At 70.7% G+C, this 16,460-nt stretch carries 13 protein-coding genes and 1 pseudogene; 10 read left to right on the top strand and 4 right to left on the bottom strand.

The genetic code is table 11. The features are described from left to right. The first annotated feature begins 228 nt into the window (after window positions 1-228). The 4 genes from J8403_RS37120 to J8403_RS37135 all read left to right on the top strand — a co-directional run bounded on the left by J8403_RS37120 (window position 229) and on the right by J8403_RS37135 (window position 5,064). Complete coding sequence (locus tag J8403_RS37120) at window positions 229-1,014, top strand: electron transfer flavoprotein subunit beta/FixA family protein (protein ID WP_211127007.1); 786 nt, start codon at window positions 229-231, stop codon at window positions 1,012-1,014. Window positions 1,015-1,095: 81 nt separating this feature from the next. Next, the gene (locus tag J8403_RS37125) at window positions 1,096-2,058 is read left to right on the top strand and encodes an electron transfer flavoprotein subunit alpha/FixB family protein (protein WP_211122478.1); all 963 of its coding nucleotides are present in this window, start codon (window positions 1,096-1,098) and stop codon (window positions 2,056-2,058) included. 181 nt (window positions 2,059-2,239) lie between these two features. Continuing rightward, complete coding sequence (locus tag J8403_RS37130) at window positions 2,240-3,529, top strand: DUF6986 family protein (protein ID WP_211127008.1); 1,290 nt, start codon at window positions 2,240-2,242, stop codon at window positions 3,527-3,529. Between the two features lie 323 nt (window positions 3,530-3,852). Next, a complete protein-coding gene (locus J8403_RS37135) occupies window positions 3,853-5,064 on the top strand; it encodes a hypothetical protein (protein ID WP_211127009.1) in 1,212 nt (403 codons plus the stop codon). Between the two features lie 48 nt (window positions 5,065-5,112). On the opposite strand, the gene J8403_RS37140 is transcribed toward J8403_RS37135, so the two are convergent. Next, window positions 5,113-5,745, bottom strand: coding sequence for a GAP family protein (locus J8403_RS37140; protein WP_211127010.1), 633 nt, complete (start codon window positions 5,743-5,745; stop codon window positions 5,113-5,115). A gap of 174 nt (window positions 5,746-5,919) precedes the next feature. On the opposite strand from J8403_RS37140, the gene J8403_RS37145 reads away from it, so the two are divergent. Beyond that, window positions 5,920-6,303, top strand: coding sequence for an SHOCT domain-containing protein (locus tag J8403_RS37145; protein WP_211127011.1), 384 nt, complete (start codon window positions 5,920-5,922; stop codon window positions 6,301-6,303). Window positions 6,304-6,346: 43 nt separating this feature from the next. Here J8403_RS37145 and J8403_RS37150 read toward each other — a convergent pair whose 3' ends face one another. Together J8403_RS37150 and J8403_RS37155 are read right to left on the bottom strand one after the other, a co-directional pair. Then, window positions 6,347-6,799, bottom strand: coding sequence for a hypothetical protein (locus tag J8403_RS37150; protein WP_211127012.1), 453 nt, complete (start codon window positions 6,797-6,799; stop codon window positions 6,347-6,349). Between the two features lie 183 nt (window positions 6,800-6,982). After that, a complete protein-coding gene (locus J8403_RS37155; RefSeq protein ID WP_211127013.1) occupies window positions 6,983-8,044 on the bottom strand; it encodes a LacI family DNA-binding transcriptional regulator in 1,062 nt (353 codons plus the stop codon). Between the two features lie 145 nt (window positions 8,045-8,189). Here J8403_RS37155 and J8403_RS37160 point away from each other — a divergent pair, with 145 nt between their 5' ends. Further along, on the top strand, window positions 8,190-9,167 hold the full coding sequence (locus J8403_RS37160) for an ROK family protein (RefSeq protein WP_211127014.1): 978 nt from the start codon (window positions 8,190-8,192) through the stop codon (window positions 9,165-9,167). Window positions 9,168-9,294: 127 nt separating this feature from the next. After that, window positions 9,295-10,898, top strand: a pseudogene (locus J8403_RS37165) (serine/threonine-protein kinase). Window positions 10,899-10,946: 48 nt separating this feature from the next. Here J8403_RS37165 and J8403_RS37170 read toward each other — a convergent pair. Then, window positions 10,947-13,004 (bottom strand): NPCBM/NEW2 domain-containing protein, encoded by a 2,058-nt coding sequence (locus J8403_RS37170; RefSeq protein WP_211127015.1) that lies wholly within the window; start codon window positions 13,002-13,004, stop codon window positions 10,947-10,949. 213 nt (window positions 13,005-13,217) lie between these two features. On the opposite strand from J8403_RS37170, the gene J8403_RS37175 reads away from it, so the two are divergent. From J8403_RS37175 to J8403_RS37185, 3 genes are read left to right on the top strand one after another with little or no spacing between them, the layout of a single operon-like run. Beyond that, complete coding sequence (locus J8403_RS37175; RefSeq protein ID WP_211127016.1) at window positions 13,218-14,501, top strand: ABC transporter substrate-binding protein; 1,284 nt, start codon at window positions 13,218-13,220, stop codon at window positions 14,499-14,501. Between the two features lie 12 nt (window positions 14,502-14,513). After that, window positions 14,514-15,428 (top strand): carbohydrate ABC transporter permease, encoded by a 915-nt coding sequence (locus tag J8403_RS37180; protein ID WP_161562351.1) that lies wholly within the window; start codon window positions 14,514-14,516, stop codon window positions 15,426-15,428. Further along, entirely contained in the window at window positions 15,425-16,342 is a 918-nt protein-coding gene (locus J8403_RS37185) for a carbohydrate ABC transporter permease (RefSeq protein ID WP_211127017.1), read from the top strand. Before J8403_RS37180 ends, J8403_RS37185 begins: the two co-directional genes overlap by 4 nt. Window positions 16,343-16,460 lie beyond the last annotated feature (118 nt).

The raw sequence follows: 16,460 nt of genomic DNA on the forward strand, positions 1-16,460 counted from the left end.
CCGGCGGCGTGCGCTCCTCCCGCTGATCGCCGCGTTGGCAAGGTCACAGTTCACGCGGCTTGCGTCCGGGGAATGAGCTGGGTGTACTGACGAGTAATATTTTGCTTCGGTGCATGGGCCGCCCCGGCAGGAAACCGCCCGCGGTACCGCCCGGGTCCCGCCCCCGAAGGCGCCTATGCTGCCAGCAACAAGGCAGCTCGGTAGAGACGATGCAGTAGGAGAGCCGGCGTGAGCTTGAGGATCGTTGTCTGTGTGAAGTACGTGCCTGACGCCACCGGCGACCGGCACTTCGCCGAGGACCTGACCGTCGATCGCGACGATGTGGACGGTCTGCTCTCGGAGCTGGACGAGTACGCGGTCGAGCAGGCCCTCCAGATCGCGGAGGACGCTGACGAGGCGGAGATCACCGTGCTGACGGTCGGTCCGGAGGATGCCAAGGACGCGCTGCGCAAGGCGCTGTCGATGGGTGCGGACAAGGCGGTGCATGTCGAGGACGACGATCTGCACGGCACCGACGCGCTGGGTACCTCGCTGGTGCTGGCCAAGGCGGTGGAGAAGACCGGGTATGACCTGGTGGTCTGCGGTATGGCGTCCACCGACGGCACGATGGGCGTGCTCCCGGCGATGCTGGCGGAGCGTCTGGGTGTGCCGCAGGTGTCGCTGCTGTCGGAGGTGTCGGTCGAGGACGGCACCGTGAAGGGGCGACGGGACGGCGACTCCGCGACCGAGCTGCTGGAGGCGCGGCTTCCGGCGGTGGTGTCGGTGACGGACCAGTCGGGTGAGGCGCGTTACCCGTCGTTCAAGGGCATCATGGCGGCGAAGAAGAAGCCGGTGGAGTCCTGGGACCTGGAGGACCTGGAGATCGAGTCGGGCGAGGTCGGTCTCGAGGGTGCGTGGACCGCGGTGGACGGTGCCACGGAGCGCCCGGCCCGTACGGCGGGCACGATCGTCAAGGACGAGGGCGAGGGCGGCAAGCAGCTCGCCGTCTTTCTCGCGGAGCGCAAGTTCATCTGATGCCGCCTGGCGGGTCGGAAGTTCGTCTGACCTGTTTCCCCCGCCCTCATTTCTTTCGCATGTCGCAGGAGAGCGATTCCCATGGCTGAAGTCCTTGTCTACGTCGATCACGTGGACGGTGCCGTCCGCAAGCCCACTCTGGAGCTGCTGACCCTGGCCCGCCGTGTCGGCGAGCCCGTCGCGGTCGCGCTGGGTGCCGGTGCGGAGAGCACCGCGTCCGCTCTGGCCGAGCACGGTGCCGTGAAGGTGTTGACCGCTGACGCGCCCGAGTTCGCCGACTACCTCGTGGTCCCGAAGGTGGATGCGCTCCAGGCCGCGTATGAGGCCGTGTCGCCGGCCGCCGTGCTGTTTCCGTCCTCCGCGGAGGGCAAGGAGATCGCGGCGCGCCTCGCGGTCCGTATCGGGTCGGGCATCATCACCGACGCGGTGGATCTGGAGGCGGGTGAGGAGGGTCCGGTGGCGACGCAGTCGGTGTTCGCCGCGGCCTTCACGACCAAGTCCCGTGTCAGCAGGGGTACGCCGGTGATCACGGTGAAGCCGAACTCGGCGGCGGTGGAGGCCGCTCCGGCCGCGGGTGCGGTGGAGGCGCTGTCGGTGTCGTTCTCGGAGCAGGCGACGGGGACGAAGGTGGTGTCGCGTACGCCGCGTGAGTCGACGGGGCGTCCGGAGCTGACCGAGGCGGCGATCGTGGTTTCCGGTGGTCGTGGTGTGGGCGGTGCGGAGAACTTCCCCGTCGTCGAGGCGCTGGCCGACTCGCTGGGCGCGGCGGTGGGTGCTTCGCGTGCGGCGGTGGATGCGGGCTGGTATCCGCACACCAACCAGGTCGGGCAGACCGGTAAGACGGTCTCGCCGCAGCTGTACGTGGCGGCGGGTATCTCGGGTGCGATTCAGCACCGGGCCGGTATGCAGACCTCGAAGACGATCGTGGCGGTCAACAAGGACGCCGAGGCCCCGATCTTCGATCTGGTCGACTACGGCGTGGTGGGTGACCTCTTCGAGGTCGTCCCGCAGCTGACCGAAGAGGTCAAGACCCGCAAGGGCTGATCCTCCGCGATCCCCGCAGGGCATTCCGCGAGGCCCCGTACGCGATGCGCGTACGGGGCCTCGCGGCTGCCGAAGGGGGTGTTGACCCGCCGTCGAACGCCCGGATAACTTCGCGCTACGGATCATCGTTTCCGTAGCGTGGAAACAAGCTGGGTTCGGTGGGAAGGGCGGAGGAGCGGACATGAAGCCTCAGGAGACCGTGCCGACCAGCCTGCCCGGTGCCGTACGGGCGTCGATCGCCGACTCCCTCGCCGCCGTCGACGCCGAGCTCGCCCGCCGCTACCCCGGCGACCCCGGCACCCGCCAGCCCGTCCACACCGTCTACGTGCCCGCCGACCTCCTTACCGTCACCACCGTGCGCGACTGGGGCGACCAGGCACTGGCCGCCCTCGACCGGCACGCGCCCGACGCCGACTCCTTCGCCGCCGTCCTCGGCCTCCCCGACGACCTCGCCGAACCCGTCCACGCCCGGGTGCGGGCCAAGCTGGAGCGCGAGCCCGTGGAGGATCTGCGCATCGACTTCGAGGACGGCTACGGCCCGCGCCCCGACGCCGAGGAGGACGCCGCGGCCGCCCGCGCCGCCTCGCTCCTCGCGGCCGCCTGCGCGGAGGGCGGCGCGCCCCCCTATGCGGGCATCCGCATGAAGTGCATGGAGGCCGCCGTACGCGACCGCGGCATCCGCACCCTCGACATCTTCCTCACCGGGCTGATGGCCGCCGGCGGACTGCCGGACGGCCTCGTGCTCACCCTCCCCAAGGTGACGTATGCCGAGCAGGTCACCGCCATGGTCCGGCTGTGCGAGGAGTTCGAGAAGGCGCGCGGGCTCGCCCCGGGCCGCATCGGCTTCGAGATCCAGATCGAGACCACCCAGGCCATCCTCGGCTCGGACGGCCGGGCCACCGTCGCCCGGATGATCGACGCCGCCGAGGGGCGCGCCACCGGACTGCACTACGGCACCTTCGACTACAGCGCCTCCTGCGGGGTCGGCGCCGCCCACCAGTCCATGGACCACCCCGTCGCCGACCACGCCAAGGCCGTGATGCAGGTCGCCGCCGCCGGCACCGGCGTACGGCTCTCCGACGGCTCGACCAACGTCCTGCCCGTCGGCCCCACCGAGCGGGTCCACGATGCCTGGCGGCTCCACCACCGCCTGGTCCGGCGGTCCCTGGCGCGCGCGTACTACCAGGGCTGGGACATGCACCCCGGCCATCTCCCCACCCGCTACGCCGCCGTCTACGCGTTCTACCGCGAGGGCCTGGAGGCAGCGGCGGAACGGCTCGCCGCGTATGTGGACCGTACGGCCGGAGGCACCGGCATCGCCGACGAACCGGCCACCGCCAAGGCGCTCAGCGGCCATCTGGTACGTGGGCTGGACTGCGGGGCGCTCGACGGCGCCGAGGTCGAGCGGCTGACCGGCCTCGGCCGCGCCGAACTCGACGCGCTGGCGGGGCGGGCCCCTGCCGCGTCCTGACCTCGGCAAGTCGATCGGTTCCGTCGGTCCGCCGGGGCTCGCAGATCGGCGGAAGCCAGCTCATCTGCCGGAGGCTGCGGGCCCGTTGGAGCCCGCGCGTCTGTTGGAGCCTGCGGGCCTGTTGGAGTCCGCAGTTCGGTGGGCGCTTGTCGACTTGCGGGAGCCGTAGACCCGACTGAGTCCGCCCGTCCGCCGGGGCCCACCGCGCCGGAGTCCACAGTTCCACCCGGTCCGCCGCGCCCGCTGATCCGCTTGGCCATATCCGCTCACCCGCACGTGTCACCCGGGATGCGGCCCCGCCCGAGAAGGCGGGAGATGGGTTCATGGCCAGAAGCGCCGTGTCGGCCCTGCTGATCCTGCTCGGTTGCCTGCTCGTACCGGTGTCCGTGCTGACGGTGTGGGTCCACGACATCGTCCTGGACACCGACCGCTACGTGGCGACGGTCGCCCCGCTGGCTCAGGACCCGGCGATCCAGGACACCGCCGTGGACCAGGTCAGCGAGGCCGTCGACATCCGCCACAACAGCCGGGAGGTCACCGCCGACATCGCCTCCTGGCTGCGCGCCCACGGCCTTCCGGAACGGGCCGCCGACACCATCGAGGGGCTGGCCCCGCAACTGGACTCGGCCCTGGACCAGGCGGTGCGGAAGGTGGCGGCCCATATCGTACGCAGTGAGCAGTTCCCCGCCGTGTGGACCGGCGCCAACCGGGCCGCGCACACCGCCGTCGTGGGTGCCCTCACCGGTAAGGGCGGCGGGCCGGTCGGCGTCGAGGGCCACACCGTCACCCTCAACGTCGGCGCCGCAGTGGAGCGGGTCAGACAGCAGCTCGTGGACGCCGGGCTGCCCGCGGTGACCGGCATCCCCGACATCCACCAGCGGCTCGTCCTCTTCCACTCCGACCGGCTCGACACCATCCGACGGTCGGCGCGCATCCTCGACCTGGCGGGCAACTGGCTGCCCGCGCTGACGGTGATGCTCGGCGGCACCGGAGTGCTGCTCGCCCACCGGCGCCGCCGGGCGCTCGCCCGCGCGGCCCTGGGCACCGCGCTCGCCTCCCTCGCCCTGGCGCTGGTTCTCGCGGTGGGCCGTCGCTACTACCTCGACCATGTGCCGGCGAGCGTGCTGTCCAGGGAGGCCGCCTCGGTCCTCTTCGACACGGTGGTGCGCTTTTTGCGGGTCACCGTGCTCACCGTGCTGGTGCTCGGCGTCGTGGTCGCGCTCGGCGCCTATCTCGTCGGCCCCGGTCGGCTGCCGAGCAGGGTACGCGGCACGGCCGAGGTCCTCGCCGACAGCGCCGCTCGCTGGGGCGCCGCCCATGGGATGCGTACCGGCCGGGCGGGCATCTGGACCGCGGACCACCGGCGGGGACTGACGACGGCGGCTCTGCTGGTGCCGGTCGCGGTGTTCGCCCTGTGGAACCACCCCACCGTGCTGACGGTGCTCTTCCTGGTGCTGATCCTGCTGGCCGCCCTCGCGGTGATCGCCCTCCTGGCCGCCACGGGCCGCACGGGGGCGCATGGCAGGGGCCGTTAGGGGCCACGAGCCGTCAGGGGGGCAGACCTCAGGTGGCGGGGGGAGGCCTCAGGGAGTCAGGATGAGCACGATGAAGATCAGGCATGCGGCGACATTGACCACCCAGCTATGGGTGGCGAGCCACTCCCGGAGCCGTGGCATCGCGCGTCGCGCCCGGTCGCCGAGGAGGAGGTAGACCAGCAGCGGCAGCGCCGCGATCAGTACGGTGGCGCCGATGAACGGCAGCGCCGCCGCCAACCCCGCCCGGTGCTGCTCCAGATTCGCCCCTACGGTCAGCATGACCACGATGTCGGACGGCATGAGCAGGATGATCAGCAAGCCGGTCGTGAGCGCCTTACGGGGACCGGCTTCCATCAGCGCGCCCAGCCACTTCGGCGGCTCGACCGTCCGCCGCCGCACCACGTTCTTGACAGCGACCAGTGCCAACAGCCCCACCAGCACCAGCTGTACGACCGACGCGGCCGATCCCCGGTGGTCCGGACTGCCCGGCGAGACCACCTGCCCCAGCAGCCCGCACAGCCACCGGGCGAGAGCGACCCCCGCCGCGGTCGCGACCGCCACCCCGAGCAGAAACGCCAGGGACACCCGCACCGGCCGCGCGGTGGTCACCAGGATGACCGCGGCCACGATCTGAGGACCGGCCATCATGGTGACGGCCAGCGGGAGAATCTGGAGATCCACGGCCGCCTGCCCTTCCAGCCCGCGTCGCCCGATCACCCTCCGGACTCCCAGTTCTACGCACGGCCCGCCGCCACGGCATCCGGCGCTGCGCCGACCGTGGCGCCGTAAGCTGAAGGCGTGGGGCCCGGCGGGGTGCTCACGGCCGCGCCGGGCGTGGCCGACGGGAGGCTGACGATGACCTACCCATTGCTGAATGTTTTCCTGACCACGATGTGGGTCTTTCTCTGGATCCTCTGGCTGGCGCTTCTGTTCCGTGTCTTCACCGACCTCTTCCGTGACGACTCGCTGAGCGGCTGGGCCAAGGCGGGCTGGACCGTCTTCGCCCTCCTGCTGCCCTTCCTCGGGGTCTTCGTGTACCTGGTGGCACGGGGGCGGGGCATGGGCATGCGCGAGGTGAAGCGTGCCGAGCAGGCGGAGAAGGACTTCCGGGAGTTCATGCGCACGACCGCCACCACCGGCCGGGCGGAGGAGCTCGAACATCTCGTGGAGCTCAAGAACCACGGCGAGCTCACGCCCGAGGAGTACGAGCGGGCCAAGGCCAAGGTCCTGGCGGCTTGAACGAACCGTCGGCACCTTGAACGCACCATCGGCACCGCGGTGATCAGTACCGCACCGCGGTGCCCACCTGTGCCGTGGTGCGGCCGGTGAGCTTGCGGTGGCTGCGGGCGGTGGCCCTGGTGGGCCGGTGCGGGGGCACCTTGGACAGGTGCAGGACGACGGCGTCGACCAAGTCCCCGCTCCCGTTGCGGAAGTTGACCTCGATGGCGTAGTTGGCCGCGTGCTTGCCCCCGTTGGTGACGGTCAGCGGTGCCACGGCCCGCCCCGCGCCGTCGCGGGTCACCCGGCCGGCCCGCACCTCGCGCTTGGCCTGGGAGCCACCCTTGATCTTGCCCAGCTCGGCCTGGGCCGACGCCTTCGCGGAGGCGATCGCGGCGGAGGCCCGGGACACTTGGGACGACGGGGCGCCCCCGTCGTCCGAACAGCCGACGGCGGCCGGCGCCAGCACGGCCATGAGGCTCACCGCGCAGATCGTCCGCGTTCGGCGCCCGCTCATCGCGTCTCCCTCGTTCCGTCGGCCGGGGTCCCGGGCCCTCCGCATCCACCCTCGGGGCGGTGGGGGGCCGGGGCAACCGGAGCGGGGCCGTTCAGGCGTTCGGGGGAAAACGCGCCGTTCGGGGAACGGCCACAGCGCGCGGCGGAAGGCCGGTCAGGGGCGTCGCGCGCGGGGGCAGGCCGGTCAGGGGGTGGACGTCGTGGGCGGGGGCAGTTCGCCCGAGCCGCGCGGGATCAGCCGGGTCGGCAGGACGACCCGCTGGGGGTCCCCGCCCGCGCCGTCGAGGCGGCGGAAGAGCAGATCGGCGGCGGTGCGGCCGAGCTGGGCCGAGTCCTGGGCTATGACGGTGATCCCGGGGGAGAGCAGATCGGCGAGCTCGAAGTCGTCGAAGCCGACGAGGGCCACCGGCGCGGCGGGTGCGGGGCGCTCGGCCAGGACCCGTACGACCGTGACCGTGACCCGGTTGTTGCCCGCGAAGAGCGCGGTGACCGGCTCGGCGGCGTTCAGCATCGCGGTGGCCGCGGCCCGGACCCGCTCCGGATCGGTGGGGCCGGGCGAGACCCAGGCGTCATGGACCGGCAGCCCGGCCTCGCTCATCGCCGCGTGATAGCCGCGCAGCCGCTCGGCGGCGGTGTGGATGCCCGGCAGGTCGCCGAGGAAGCCGATCCGGCGGTGGCCGTGGGCGATCAGATGGGCGACGGCGTCGCGGGAACCGCCGAAGCTGTCGGCGAGGACGGCGTCGGCGCCGACCCGGCCCGCGGGCCGGTCGACGAAGACGGTGGCGATTCCGGCCGCCATCTCGGGGGCCAGATAGCGGTGGTCATGGCCGGCCGGGATGATGACGAGGCCGTCGACCCGGCGCGCGCACAGGGCGAGCACCAGCTCCTGCTCGCGCTCGGGGTCCTCCGCGCTGGACCCGTTGATCAGCAGCGCGCCATGGGCTCGGGCGACCTCCTCGACGGCGCGGCTCAGCGGACCGTAGAAGGGATCGGCCAGATCCTCCAGGACCAGTCCGATGCTCGCCGTACGGCCCTTGCGCAGAATGCGGGCGCTGTCGTTGCGGCGGAAGCCGAGTGCGGTGATGGCCTCCTGGACGCGGCGCTCGGTGTCGGGGGTGACGCCCGGTTCGCCGTTGACCACTCTGGAGACGGTTTTGAGGCCGACCCCGGCCCGTGCGGCGACATCCTTCATAGTGGGCCGGGTGCCGTAACGGCGGGTGGCGGTGCTCGGGGCGGTGTCGGTCACAGTGCGCTCGTCCCGTCGCTGGTCGTCGTGGGGGAGGGAGTGACGAGCATAGCCCCTGGACAACGTTGTCAGCGGCGGGAAGACTGTTGTCGCACACTGAACACGCCCATGCCCACCAGCATGCCCACCAGGAGAGTCGACACCTATGCCACGTGACCTCATCGCCGCACTGGACATCGGCGGGACCAAGATCGCGGGCGCTCTGGTGGACGGGAGCGGAAAGCTGGTCGTACGGGCCCGCCGCGCCACCCGTGCCCAGGAAGCCGGCGCGACGGTCATGCGGCAGGTCACCGCCGTGCTCGAGGAGCTCAGGGCCACCGCGCACTGGTCGCGGGTCGCCGCCGTCGGCATCGGCAGCGCGGGCCCGGTCGACGCCACCGTGGGCACCGTCAGTCCCGTCAACATCCCCGGCTGGCGTGACTTCCCGCTGGTCGCCGGGGTCCGGGAGACCACCGGCGCACTGCCGCTGTCGCTGGTCGGCGACGGGCCGGCGATGACGGCCGCCGAGCACTGGCAGGGCGCGGCACGCGGCCGGAGGAGCGCGCTGTGCATGGTGGTCTCCACCGGCGTGGGCGGCGGGCTGGTCCTGGGCGGCCTGCTGCACCCGGGCCCGACCGGCAACGCCGGGCACATCGGCCACATCAGCGTGGAGCTGAACGGCGACCTGTGCCCCTGTGGCGGACGCGGCTGCGTGGAGCGGATCGCCAGCGGTCCCAACATCGCCCGCCGCGCCCTGGACGGCGGCTGGCGCCCGGGCCCGGACGGCGACACCAGCGCCCAGGCCGTCGCCGCCTCGGCGCGGGAGGGCGACCCGGTCGCGCGGGCCTCCTTCGAACGGGCCGCCCAGGCCCTGGCCGCCGGGATCGCCGCGACCGCCGCGCTCGTCGAGATCGAGGTGGCGGTCATCGGCGGCGGGGTGGCGGGCGCCGGGGACGTGCTCTTCACGCCCCTGCGGCGCGCCCTGCGCGACTACGCGACCCTGTCGTTCGTCCAGGGACTGGAGGTCGTCCCGGCACAGATGGGCACCGACGCGGGGCTGGTGGGCGCGGCCGCCGCGGCAGCCCAGGAGGCGCGGCTGGAGGGGTTCGGCCCGGCGGCGGGCACGCGTCCGACCGGCGATTGAGCCCCGCTGTCACCGACTCCCCCTAAGCTGTTCGCCCTGAGCCGAAGTCCCAGGCCCCGAGCCCGGCAGCGGCCGGGCTGGGCCGAGGACGGCGCGAGGGGGAAGCGGAGCGGTGGCACCGGTGGACATGGGCGGCGATCTGTCCGGCAGGCTCCTGGGCGGGCGGTACCGGGTGACGGGCCGGCTCGGCCGGGGCGGCATGGGCGTGGTCTGCAGGACCGTGGACGCGGTGCTCGGCCGGGAGGTCGCCGTCAAGGTGCTGCGCCCCATACCGACGCCTCCAGTGCCGAGCTGGCCGATCTGCGCACCCGGATGCAGCGGGAGGCGCGGGCGGCGGCCCGGATCCGGCACCCCGGGGTGATCACGGTCCACGATGTGGCCGAGGAGGACGGGCTGCCGCTCATCGTCATGGAGCTGATCGACGGGCCCTCGCTCGACGATGTGATCGACGAGCGGGGCACCATCGACCCCCGGGAGGCCGCGGGGATCGGCGCCGAGGTCGCCGACGCGCTCGGCGCCGCCCATGCCGCCGGGGTGCTGCACCGGGATGTGAAGCCCGGCAATGTGCTGCTGGACCGCGCGGGCCGTGTCGTCCTCACGGACTTCGGCATCGCCAGCCTGGAGGCGCCCGAGGACGGCGCGACCACCAAGCTGACCCGCAGCGGCGAGCTGATCGGCTCCCTGGACTATCTCGCACCGGAGCGCGCCCAGGGGCAGGACCCGAGCCCGGCCTCCGACATCTGGGCGCTGGGGATGACGCTGTACGCGGCGGTGGAGGGCTCGTCGCCGTTCCGCCGCACCTCCGTATGGTCGACGCTCACCGCGATCGTCACCGAACCGCTGCCCGAGCCGCGGCGGGCCGGGCCGCTGGCACCCGTGTTGCACGCGCTGATGGACAAGGATCCGCGGGGGCGGCCGTCCGCCGCCGAGGCGCGCCGGATGCTGGCGGACGTGGCCGCCGGGCGGACGCCGCAGGGCGTGCGGCCCCCGTCCGCACCGGGCACGGTGGCCGCCCCGTCACCGGGCTTCGGGCCGCCGCCCCCGGCGGAGCCGCTGGTGAGCGGGGAGCCGGGCGCGGGGGACGGGGCCGACGCGCGAGGCGCGGGGCGCGGGCGCCGCCGAGCGCTCATCGCGGCCGCGGCCGCCACCGTGGTGCTCATCGCCGGTGGGGTGACGTACGCGCTGGTCGGTGGCGACGACCACACCACGGCCTCGGGGCCGACGAAGGATCCGGCGGCGGAGTCGGCCAAGGACCAGGACCCGCCGGGCAAGCCGACGGGGCCCGGGAAGACCGCCTCACCGGGTGGCGGAAGGGCGAGCGGCACGGCCGGGCAGGACGGCGAGCGGCCGGATGGCAAGGCCTCACCGTCCGCGTCCCGCGGCCCGGACGGCGGCAATGGCGACGGGGGCGGCCCGGCGGCTTCATCGGCCCCGCCCTCGGGGGCCGCGCCCGTCTGCCACGGCAGCGGCGGTGGGCGGTACGACTGCGAGGTGTGGCGGGACGCGACCTCGTACACCCATGGCGGTGAGCCGGTCGGCACCCTCGGACACGGCGTGAACTACTTCTTCTGCCAGGAGAACCTGGGCCGCCGGGAGACCTACGGCACGTGGTCGAACGTGTGGTGGGCCAGGACCGACGACGACAACGGCCATCGTGATGTCTATGTGAGCGTCGTCTACGTCAAGGGCGGGAACAACGACGAGCCCCTCCCCGGGCTGCCCGAGTGCTGAGCCCGGGCGGCCGCGGGGAGGGGCGCGTTTCCGTGGGGTGAAGAGGTCTCAGCAGGTGAAGGACGCGTCGGCCCAGTCCCCGTGGTCGCTGGTGACCCCGTCCCCGCCGTCGGTGACGACGAGCCGGACCGTGTTCGCCTTGCCGATGGCGGCGTCGAGGGCGGTGGCCGGATCGGCGTTGGTCAGCGTCTTGGACGACGCCACCTTGGTGTCGTCCGCCCAGACCTCGAAGGCGACCGTGCCCTCGGCGCCCTCCTCGTCGTCCACGCCGACCTGTGCGGTGAAGCGCGAGCACCGGCCACCGGTGTAGTAGGTGACCTCGCTGGGCGCGTGCACGCCCAGGCCCTTGTCGTACGTGGTGCCGCCGAGGGTAAGCGGATGGCCGTCACCGGCCGCGCTCTCGCCGACGCTGGTGTTCTTCTCCACCGGACCCCAGCCATTGAGCGCGCTCAGCCAGGGCAGATCGCTCGCGTACGAGCTGCCGGAGGGCGGTGCGACCACCACATGGACCGCCGAGACCAGCCGCGCGGCGGCCTTGGCGCCCTTCGGTGAGCGGTAGTCGGCGCCGACCGTCAGATCGTAGGCACCGGGCGCGGCCCCGGCGGGCGCGGTCACCTGCCAGCGCGTGACCAGCTTCGAGCCGGTGGGCAGCGAGGCGGCCCGGGTCGGGGAGGTGGCCTTGATCCGCCAGCCGTCGGGGCCGGTGAGGCGGACCGAGACCTGATGGGCGGGGGTGCGGCCGAGGTCGGTGACCGTGGTGGCGACCTGGGCGGTGGCCCCGGCCTCGGTCAGCGAGGTGCCGTCGATGCCGAGTTCGGCGACGGGCGGGTAGGAGGCCCAGCGCGCGTCGGCCGAGACCCGGTAGAGCACGGTGCCATGGGCCGGGACGGTGGCCGAAATGGCCCCGGCGGTGTTGTAGTCCTTGTGCGACCACAGGTCGCGCAGCCGGTATGCGGTCGCCTGGGGCAGCCCGACCCCGGTCGCCGTGGTGGCGATGTGCTGCGGCCGGTCGGTCTCGTTGAACAGCGCGACGGCGCGGCTGCCGTCCGCCATCTCCTTGGCGATGACCCAGCGCCCGCCCTCGGAGGAGACCACGGTGCCCTGCTTGCCGAGCGGGTCCTGATCGACGCCGATGACCTCGTGATTGCCGAGGATCTCATAGGTCTCGGCGCTGGCCTTGCGCAGATCGGTGCCGATCAGCAGCGGTGCGGCCATGATCGACCACAGCGAGAAGTGGCTGCGGTACTCGGTGTCCGTCATCCCGCCGTTGCCGACCTCCAGCATGTCGGGGTCGTTCCAGTGGCCGGGTCCGGCGTACTGGGCGAGCGGCAGGTTCTGCTTGGCGATCGACAGCATGCTGCCCCAGCTGTCGCTGATGTCGCCCGTGGTCCGCCACAGCTGGCCGAATTCGCCGGCCCACTGCCATGGCTTGTTCTCGCCCCATTCGCAGATGCTGTAGACGATGGGGTGGCCGGTGGACTCGGACGCGGCCTTCAGCGCGTCGCGCATGTCGCGGTAGCGCTGCTTGGCGTCGACACCCTGGTTATTGCAGTTGTCGTACTTGAGGTAGTCGATGCCCCAGTCCCCGAACTGCTGGGCGTCGGACTTCTCATGACCGAGCGCCCCGGGGAAGCCGGCGGTGTTGCAGGTCTTGGTGCCCGCGCTGGTGTAGATGCCGATCTTCAGACCCTTGGAGTGGACGTAGTCGGCGACGGCCTTGATGCCGTTCGGAAAGCGGACCGGGTCGGGGACCAGCTTGCCGTTCGCGTCGCGCTGCGGCAGCGCCCAGCAGTCGTCGAGGTTGACGTACTGGTATCCGGCGTCCTTCAGCCCCTTCGCCACGAAGATATCGGCGATGCCCTTGACCATCGCCTCGTTGAACTCGGCGCGGCAGTGGGTGGAGTTCCAGTTGTTGAAGCCCATCGGAGGGGTGAGGGCGAGCCCGTCACCGGGCGCGGCGCTTGGCGCGGAGGCCGGTGTGGTGACCTCGGCGGGGTGCGACGGCTGGGCGACGGCCGGGAGGGCCAGGCCGGCCGTGGCCAGCAGGCCGGCGCTCAGTGCTCCGATGACTCTTCGCTTCGAGGGTCGAAAACAGCGGTGGCGCACGATGCGGGTCCTCCGTTCCCAACGGGGGTGACGCAGTGTCATGGCTGCGTCACATGCGAGCGTTTACGGTAGACCCTGTTGGAGTCTGTTGGAAGAGATGCGATAACAGTTGTTCGATATCTCGTCAAAACCCTTGACGATTTGCCTGGGTGCCGGGTGAGATCCCCTCACTCGCGTTCGATTGTGTTTGATTGGACCTCTGTGGAGGGGCACATGGCACCGTCATTGTCAGGACATCGGATCTCCCGCCGTGCGCTGCTACGAGGTACCGCGGCCGGAGCCGGCGCGGTCGCCCTGCCGACGCTGCTGACCGCCTGCGGTGGTCCGGGCAACGAAGTGAAGATCGGCTCCAACGCCTCCGACGCCGTGCCCCGGAAGGCGTTCGCCGAGGTCTTCAACGCGTACGAGAAGAAGTCCGACAAGAAGGTCAAGGTCAACACCGTCAACCACGAAGCCTTTCAGGAAGGCATCAACCGCTATCTGAAGGGCACCCCCGACGACGTCTTCATGTGGTTCGCCGGGTACCGCATGCAGTTCTTCGCCGAGCAGGGGCAGCTCGCCGAGATCAGCGACCTGTGGAAGGGCTTCGACGGCTTCTCCGATGCGCTCAAGGCGCAGTCCAGCGGCAAGGACGGCAAGCAGTACCTCGTGCCGTACTACTACTACCCCTGGGCGGTCTTCTACCGGAAGAGCGTCTTCGCCCAGCGCGGCTATGAGGTCCCGAAGACCTTCGACGAGTTCCGGGCGCTCGCCAAGCGCATGGACAAGGACGGCCTCGACGCCATCGCCTTCGGCGACAAGGACGGCTGGCCCGCCATGGGGACCTTCGACTATCTCAATATGCGGGCCAACGGCTACGACTTCCATATCTCCCTGATGGGCGGCAAGGAGTCCTGGACCGATCCCCGAGTCAAGAACGTATTCGATCTGTGGCGCGGGCTGATGCCATACCACCAGAAGGGCGGCAACGGACGGACCTGGCAGGAGGCCGCCCAGAGCCTGGCGCAGAAGAAGTCCGGTATGGCGGTCTTCGGACTGCCCCACCCCGGACAGCAGTTCTCCGACGCCGACCGCGAGGATCTGGACTTCTTCGCCTTCCCCGAGATCGACTCCGCCTATGGCCAGGACGCGGTCGAGGCACCGATCGACGGCTTTCTGCTCGCGAAGAAGTCCAAGCGGCAGAAGGAGGGCAAGGAGCTGCTGAAGTACCTCGCCACACCTGCCGCCGAGGAGATCTACCTGAAGCGGGACCCGAACAACATCGCCGTCAACGACGGCGCGTCCACCTCCTCGTACAACGCGCTGCAGAAAAAGGCCGTCGACCTCGTCTCGAACGCCAAGCAGATATCCCAGTTCATGGACCGCGACACCCGGCCGGACTTCGCGTCCCAGGTGATGATCCGGGCCATTCAGCAGTTCATCAACAAGCCGAACGACATCGACTCCCTGACCAAGGACATCGAGTCCCAGAAGAAGACCATCTTCGCCGCCAACTAGGAGATTCGCGCCGTGCCGCTCATCAACGCGCGGCGTGCCAAACGGCGGGGTCCCCGGAGGTTCACCTCCCGCGACCTCGCCGTTATCGGCGTGCTGCTGGGCATACCCATCCTGCTCGACCTGGCCCTGATCTGGGGTCCGACCCTCGCCTCCATCGGTCTGTCCTTCACCAACTGGGACGGGATCGGCGATATCCAATGGGTCGGCATCGACAACTACAAGACCCTCTTCACCGACTATCCGCCGTTCTGGCCCGCCGTCCGCAACAATCTGCTCTGGGTGGCCTTCCTCGGCTGTGTCGCGACCCCCTTCGGGCTGCTGCTGGCCGTACTGCTGGACAAGGGCGTCCGGTTCAGCCGGTTCTATCAGTCCACCCTCTATATGCCGGTGGTGCTCTCCCTCGCCATCGTCGGCTTCATCGCGCAGCTGATCTTCTCCCGTGACCAGGGCGCGCTGAACGCGATTCTGGCCAACAAGGACAATCCGGTGGACTGGCTGGGAGATCCGGAACTCAATATCTGGATGGTCCTGCTGGCGGCCGCCTGGCGACATACCGGGTATGTGATGATCCTCTATCTGGCCGGGCTGAAATCCGTCGATCCCTCGCTCAAGGAAGCGGCCGCGATCGACGGCGCCAGCGAGACCCAGACCTTCTTCCGGGTCGTGCTGCCCACGCTGCGGCCGGTCAATGTCATCGTCGGCGTCATCACCGTGATCGAGGCATTGCGCGCGTTCGACATCGTCTACGCCATCAACCACGGCCGTAACGGGCTCGAACTGCTCTCGGTGCTGGTCACCGACAACATCATCGGCGAGGCCAGCCGGATCGGCTTCGGCTCCGCGATCGCCGTCGTCCTGCTGACCGTGTCCATGGGATTCATCGTGACCTATCTGGTGCAGGAGCTCCGAGGGGGGAAGAAGGGATGACCATCACCCGGACCGCCCCCGCACGGACCGTGGCGCCGGTGACCGGCACCGGCAAGCGCCGGGTGAGCCGTGGACGGCTCGGGCTGCACGCGTTCCTGATGACCGTGTCGCTCGCCTTTCTCGCCCCACTGCTGCTCGCCGTCTACGCCTCGCTGCGGCCGTATGAGGAAACCGCCAAATACGGCTATTTCTCGCTGCCGCGCCATCTGTCGTTCGACTACTACGCGCAGGCGTTCAACGACTCCGGAATGGGCAAGTACTTCATCAACTCGCTCATCATCGCGGTGCCCGGAGTGCTGCTGACGCTGTTTCTCGCCTCGTTCGTCGCCTTCTGTGTGACCCGGCTGAGAATGCGCGGCGCGCTTGTGCTGCTGATGGTGTTCACGGCGGGCAATCTGCTGCCCCAGCAGGTCATCGTCACCCCGCTCTATGTGCTCTTCACCAAGATCAACCTGCCCTATTGGATGTCGGACTCGATGACGATGTACGACTCCTACTGGGCCGTGCTCGCCGTCCAGGTCGCCTTCCAGGTGGGTTTCTGCGTCTTCGTCCTCGCCAACTTCATGCGCACCCTCCCCGAGGAGATCGTGGAGGCGGCGCGGGTGGACGGCGCGGGGGTGTGGACGCAGTACTGGAACATCACCCTCCCGCTGTGCCGGCCGGCCCTCGCCGCGCTCGCCACCCTGCAATTCACCTGGATGTACAACGACTTCCTGTGGGCGCTCGTCTTCATCTCCGACGGTGAGAAGCTGCCCATCACCTCCGCGCTCAACAATCTGCGCGGCCAGTTCTTCACCGACTACAACCTGCTCGCCGCGGGTTCGGTGATCGTGGCGCTGCCCACGGTGCTGGTCTTCCTGCTGTTGCAGCGCCACTTCATCGCCGGACTCACCCTCGGCGCCAGCAAGGGCTGACACGGCAAGGGCTGATACGACAGGGGTCACCGTGGTCCATGTGGTCACGGTGACCCCTGTGGCACAAGGGCCCCACGACCCCCGGCCGAGCCCCACCGCACCGCCCCGCGTCTTGCGC

It is taken from the genome of Streptomyces yatensis (genome assembly GCF_018069625.1).
GTDB classification, from domain to species: Bacteria; Actinomycetota; Actinomycetes; order Streptomycetales; family Streptomycetaceae; genus Streptomyces; species Streptomyces yatensis.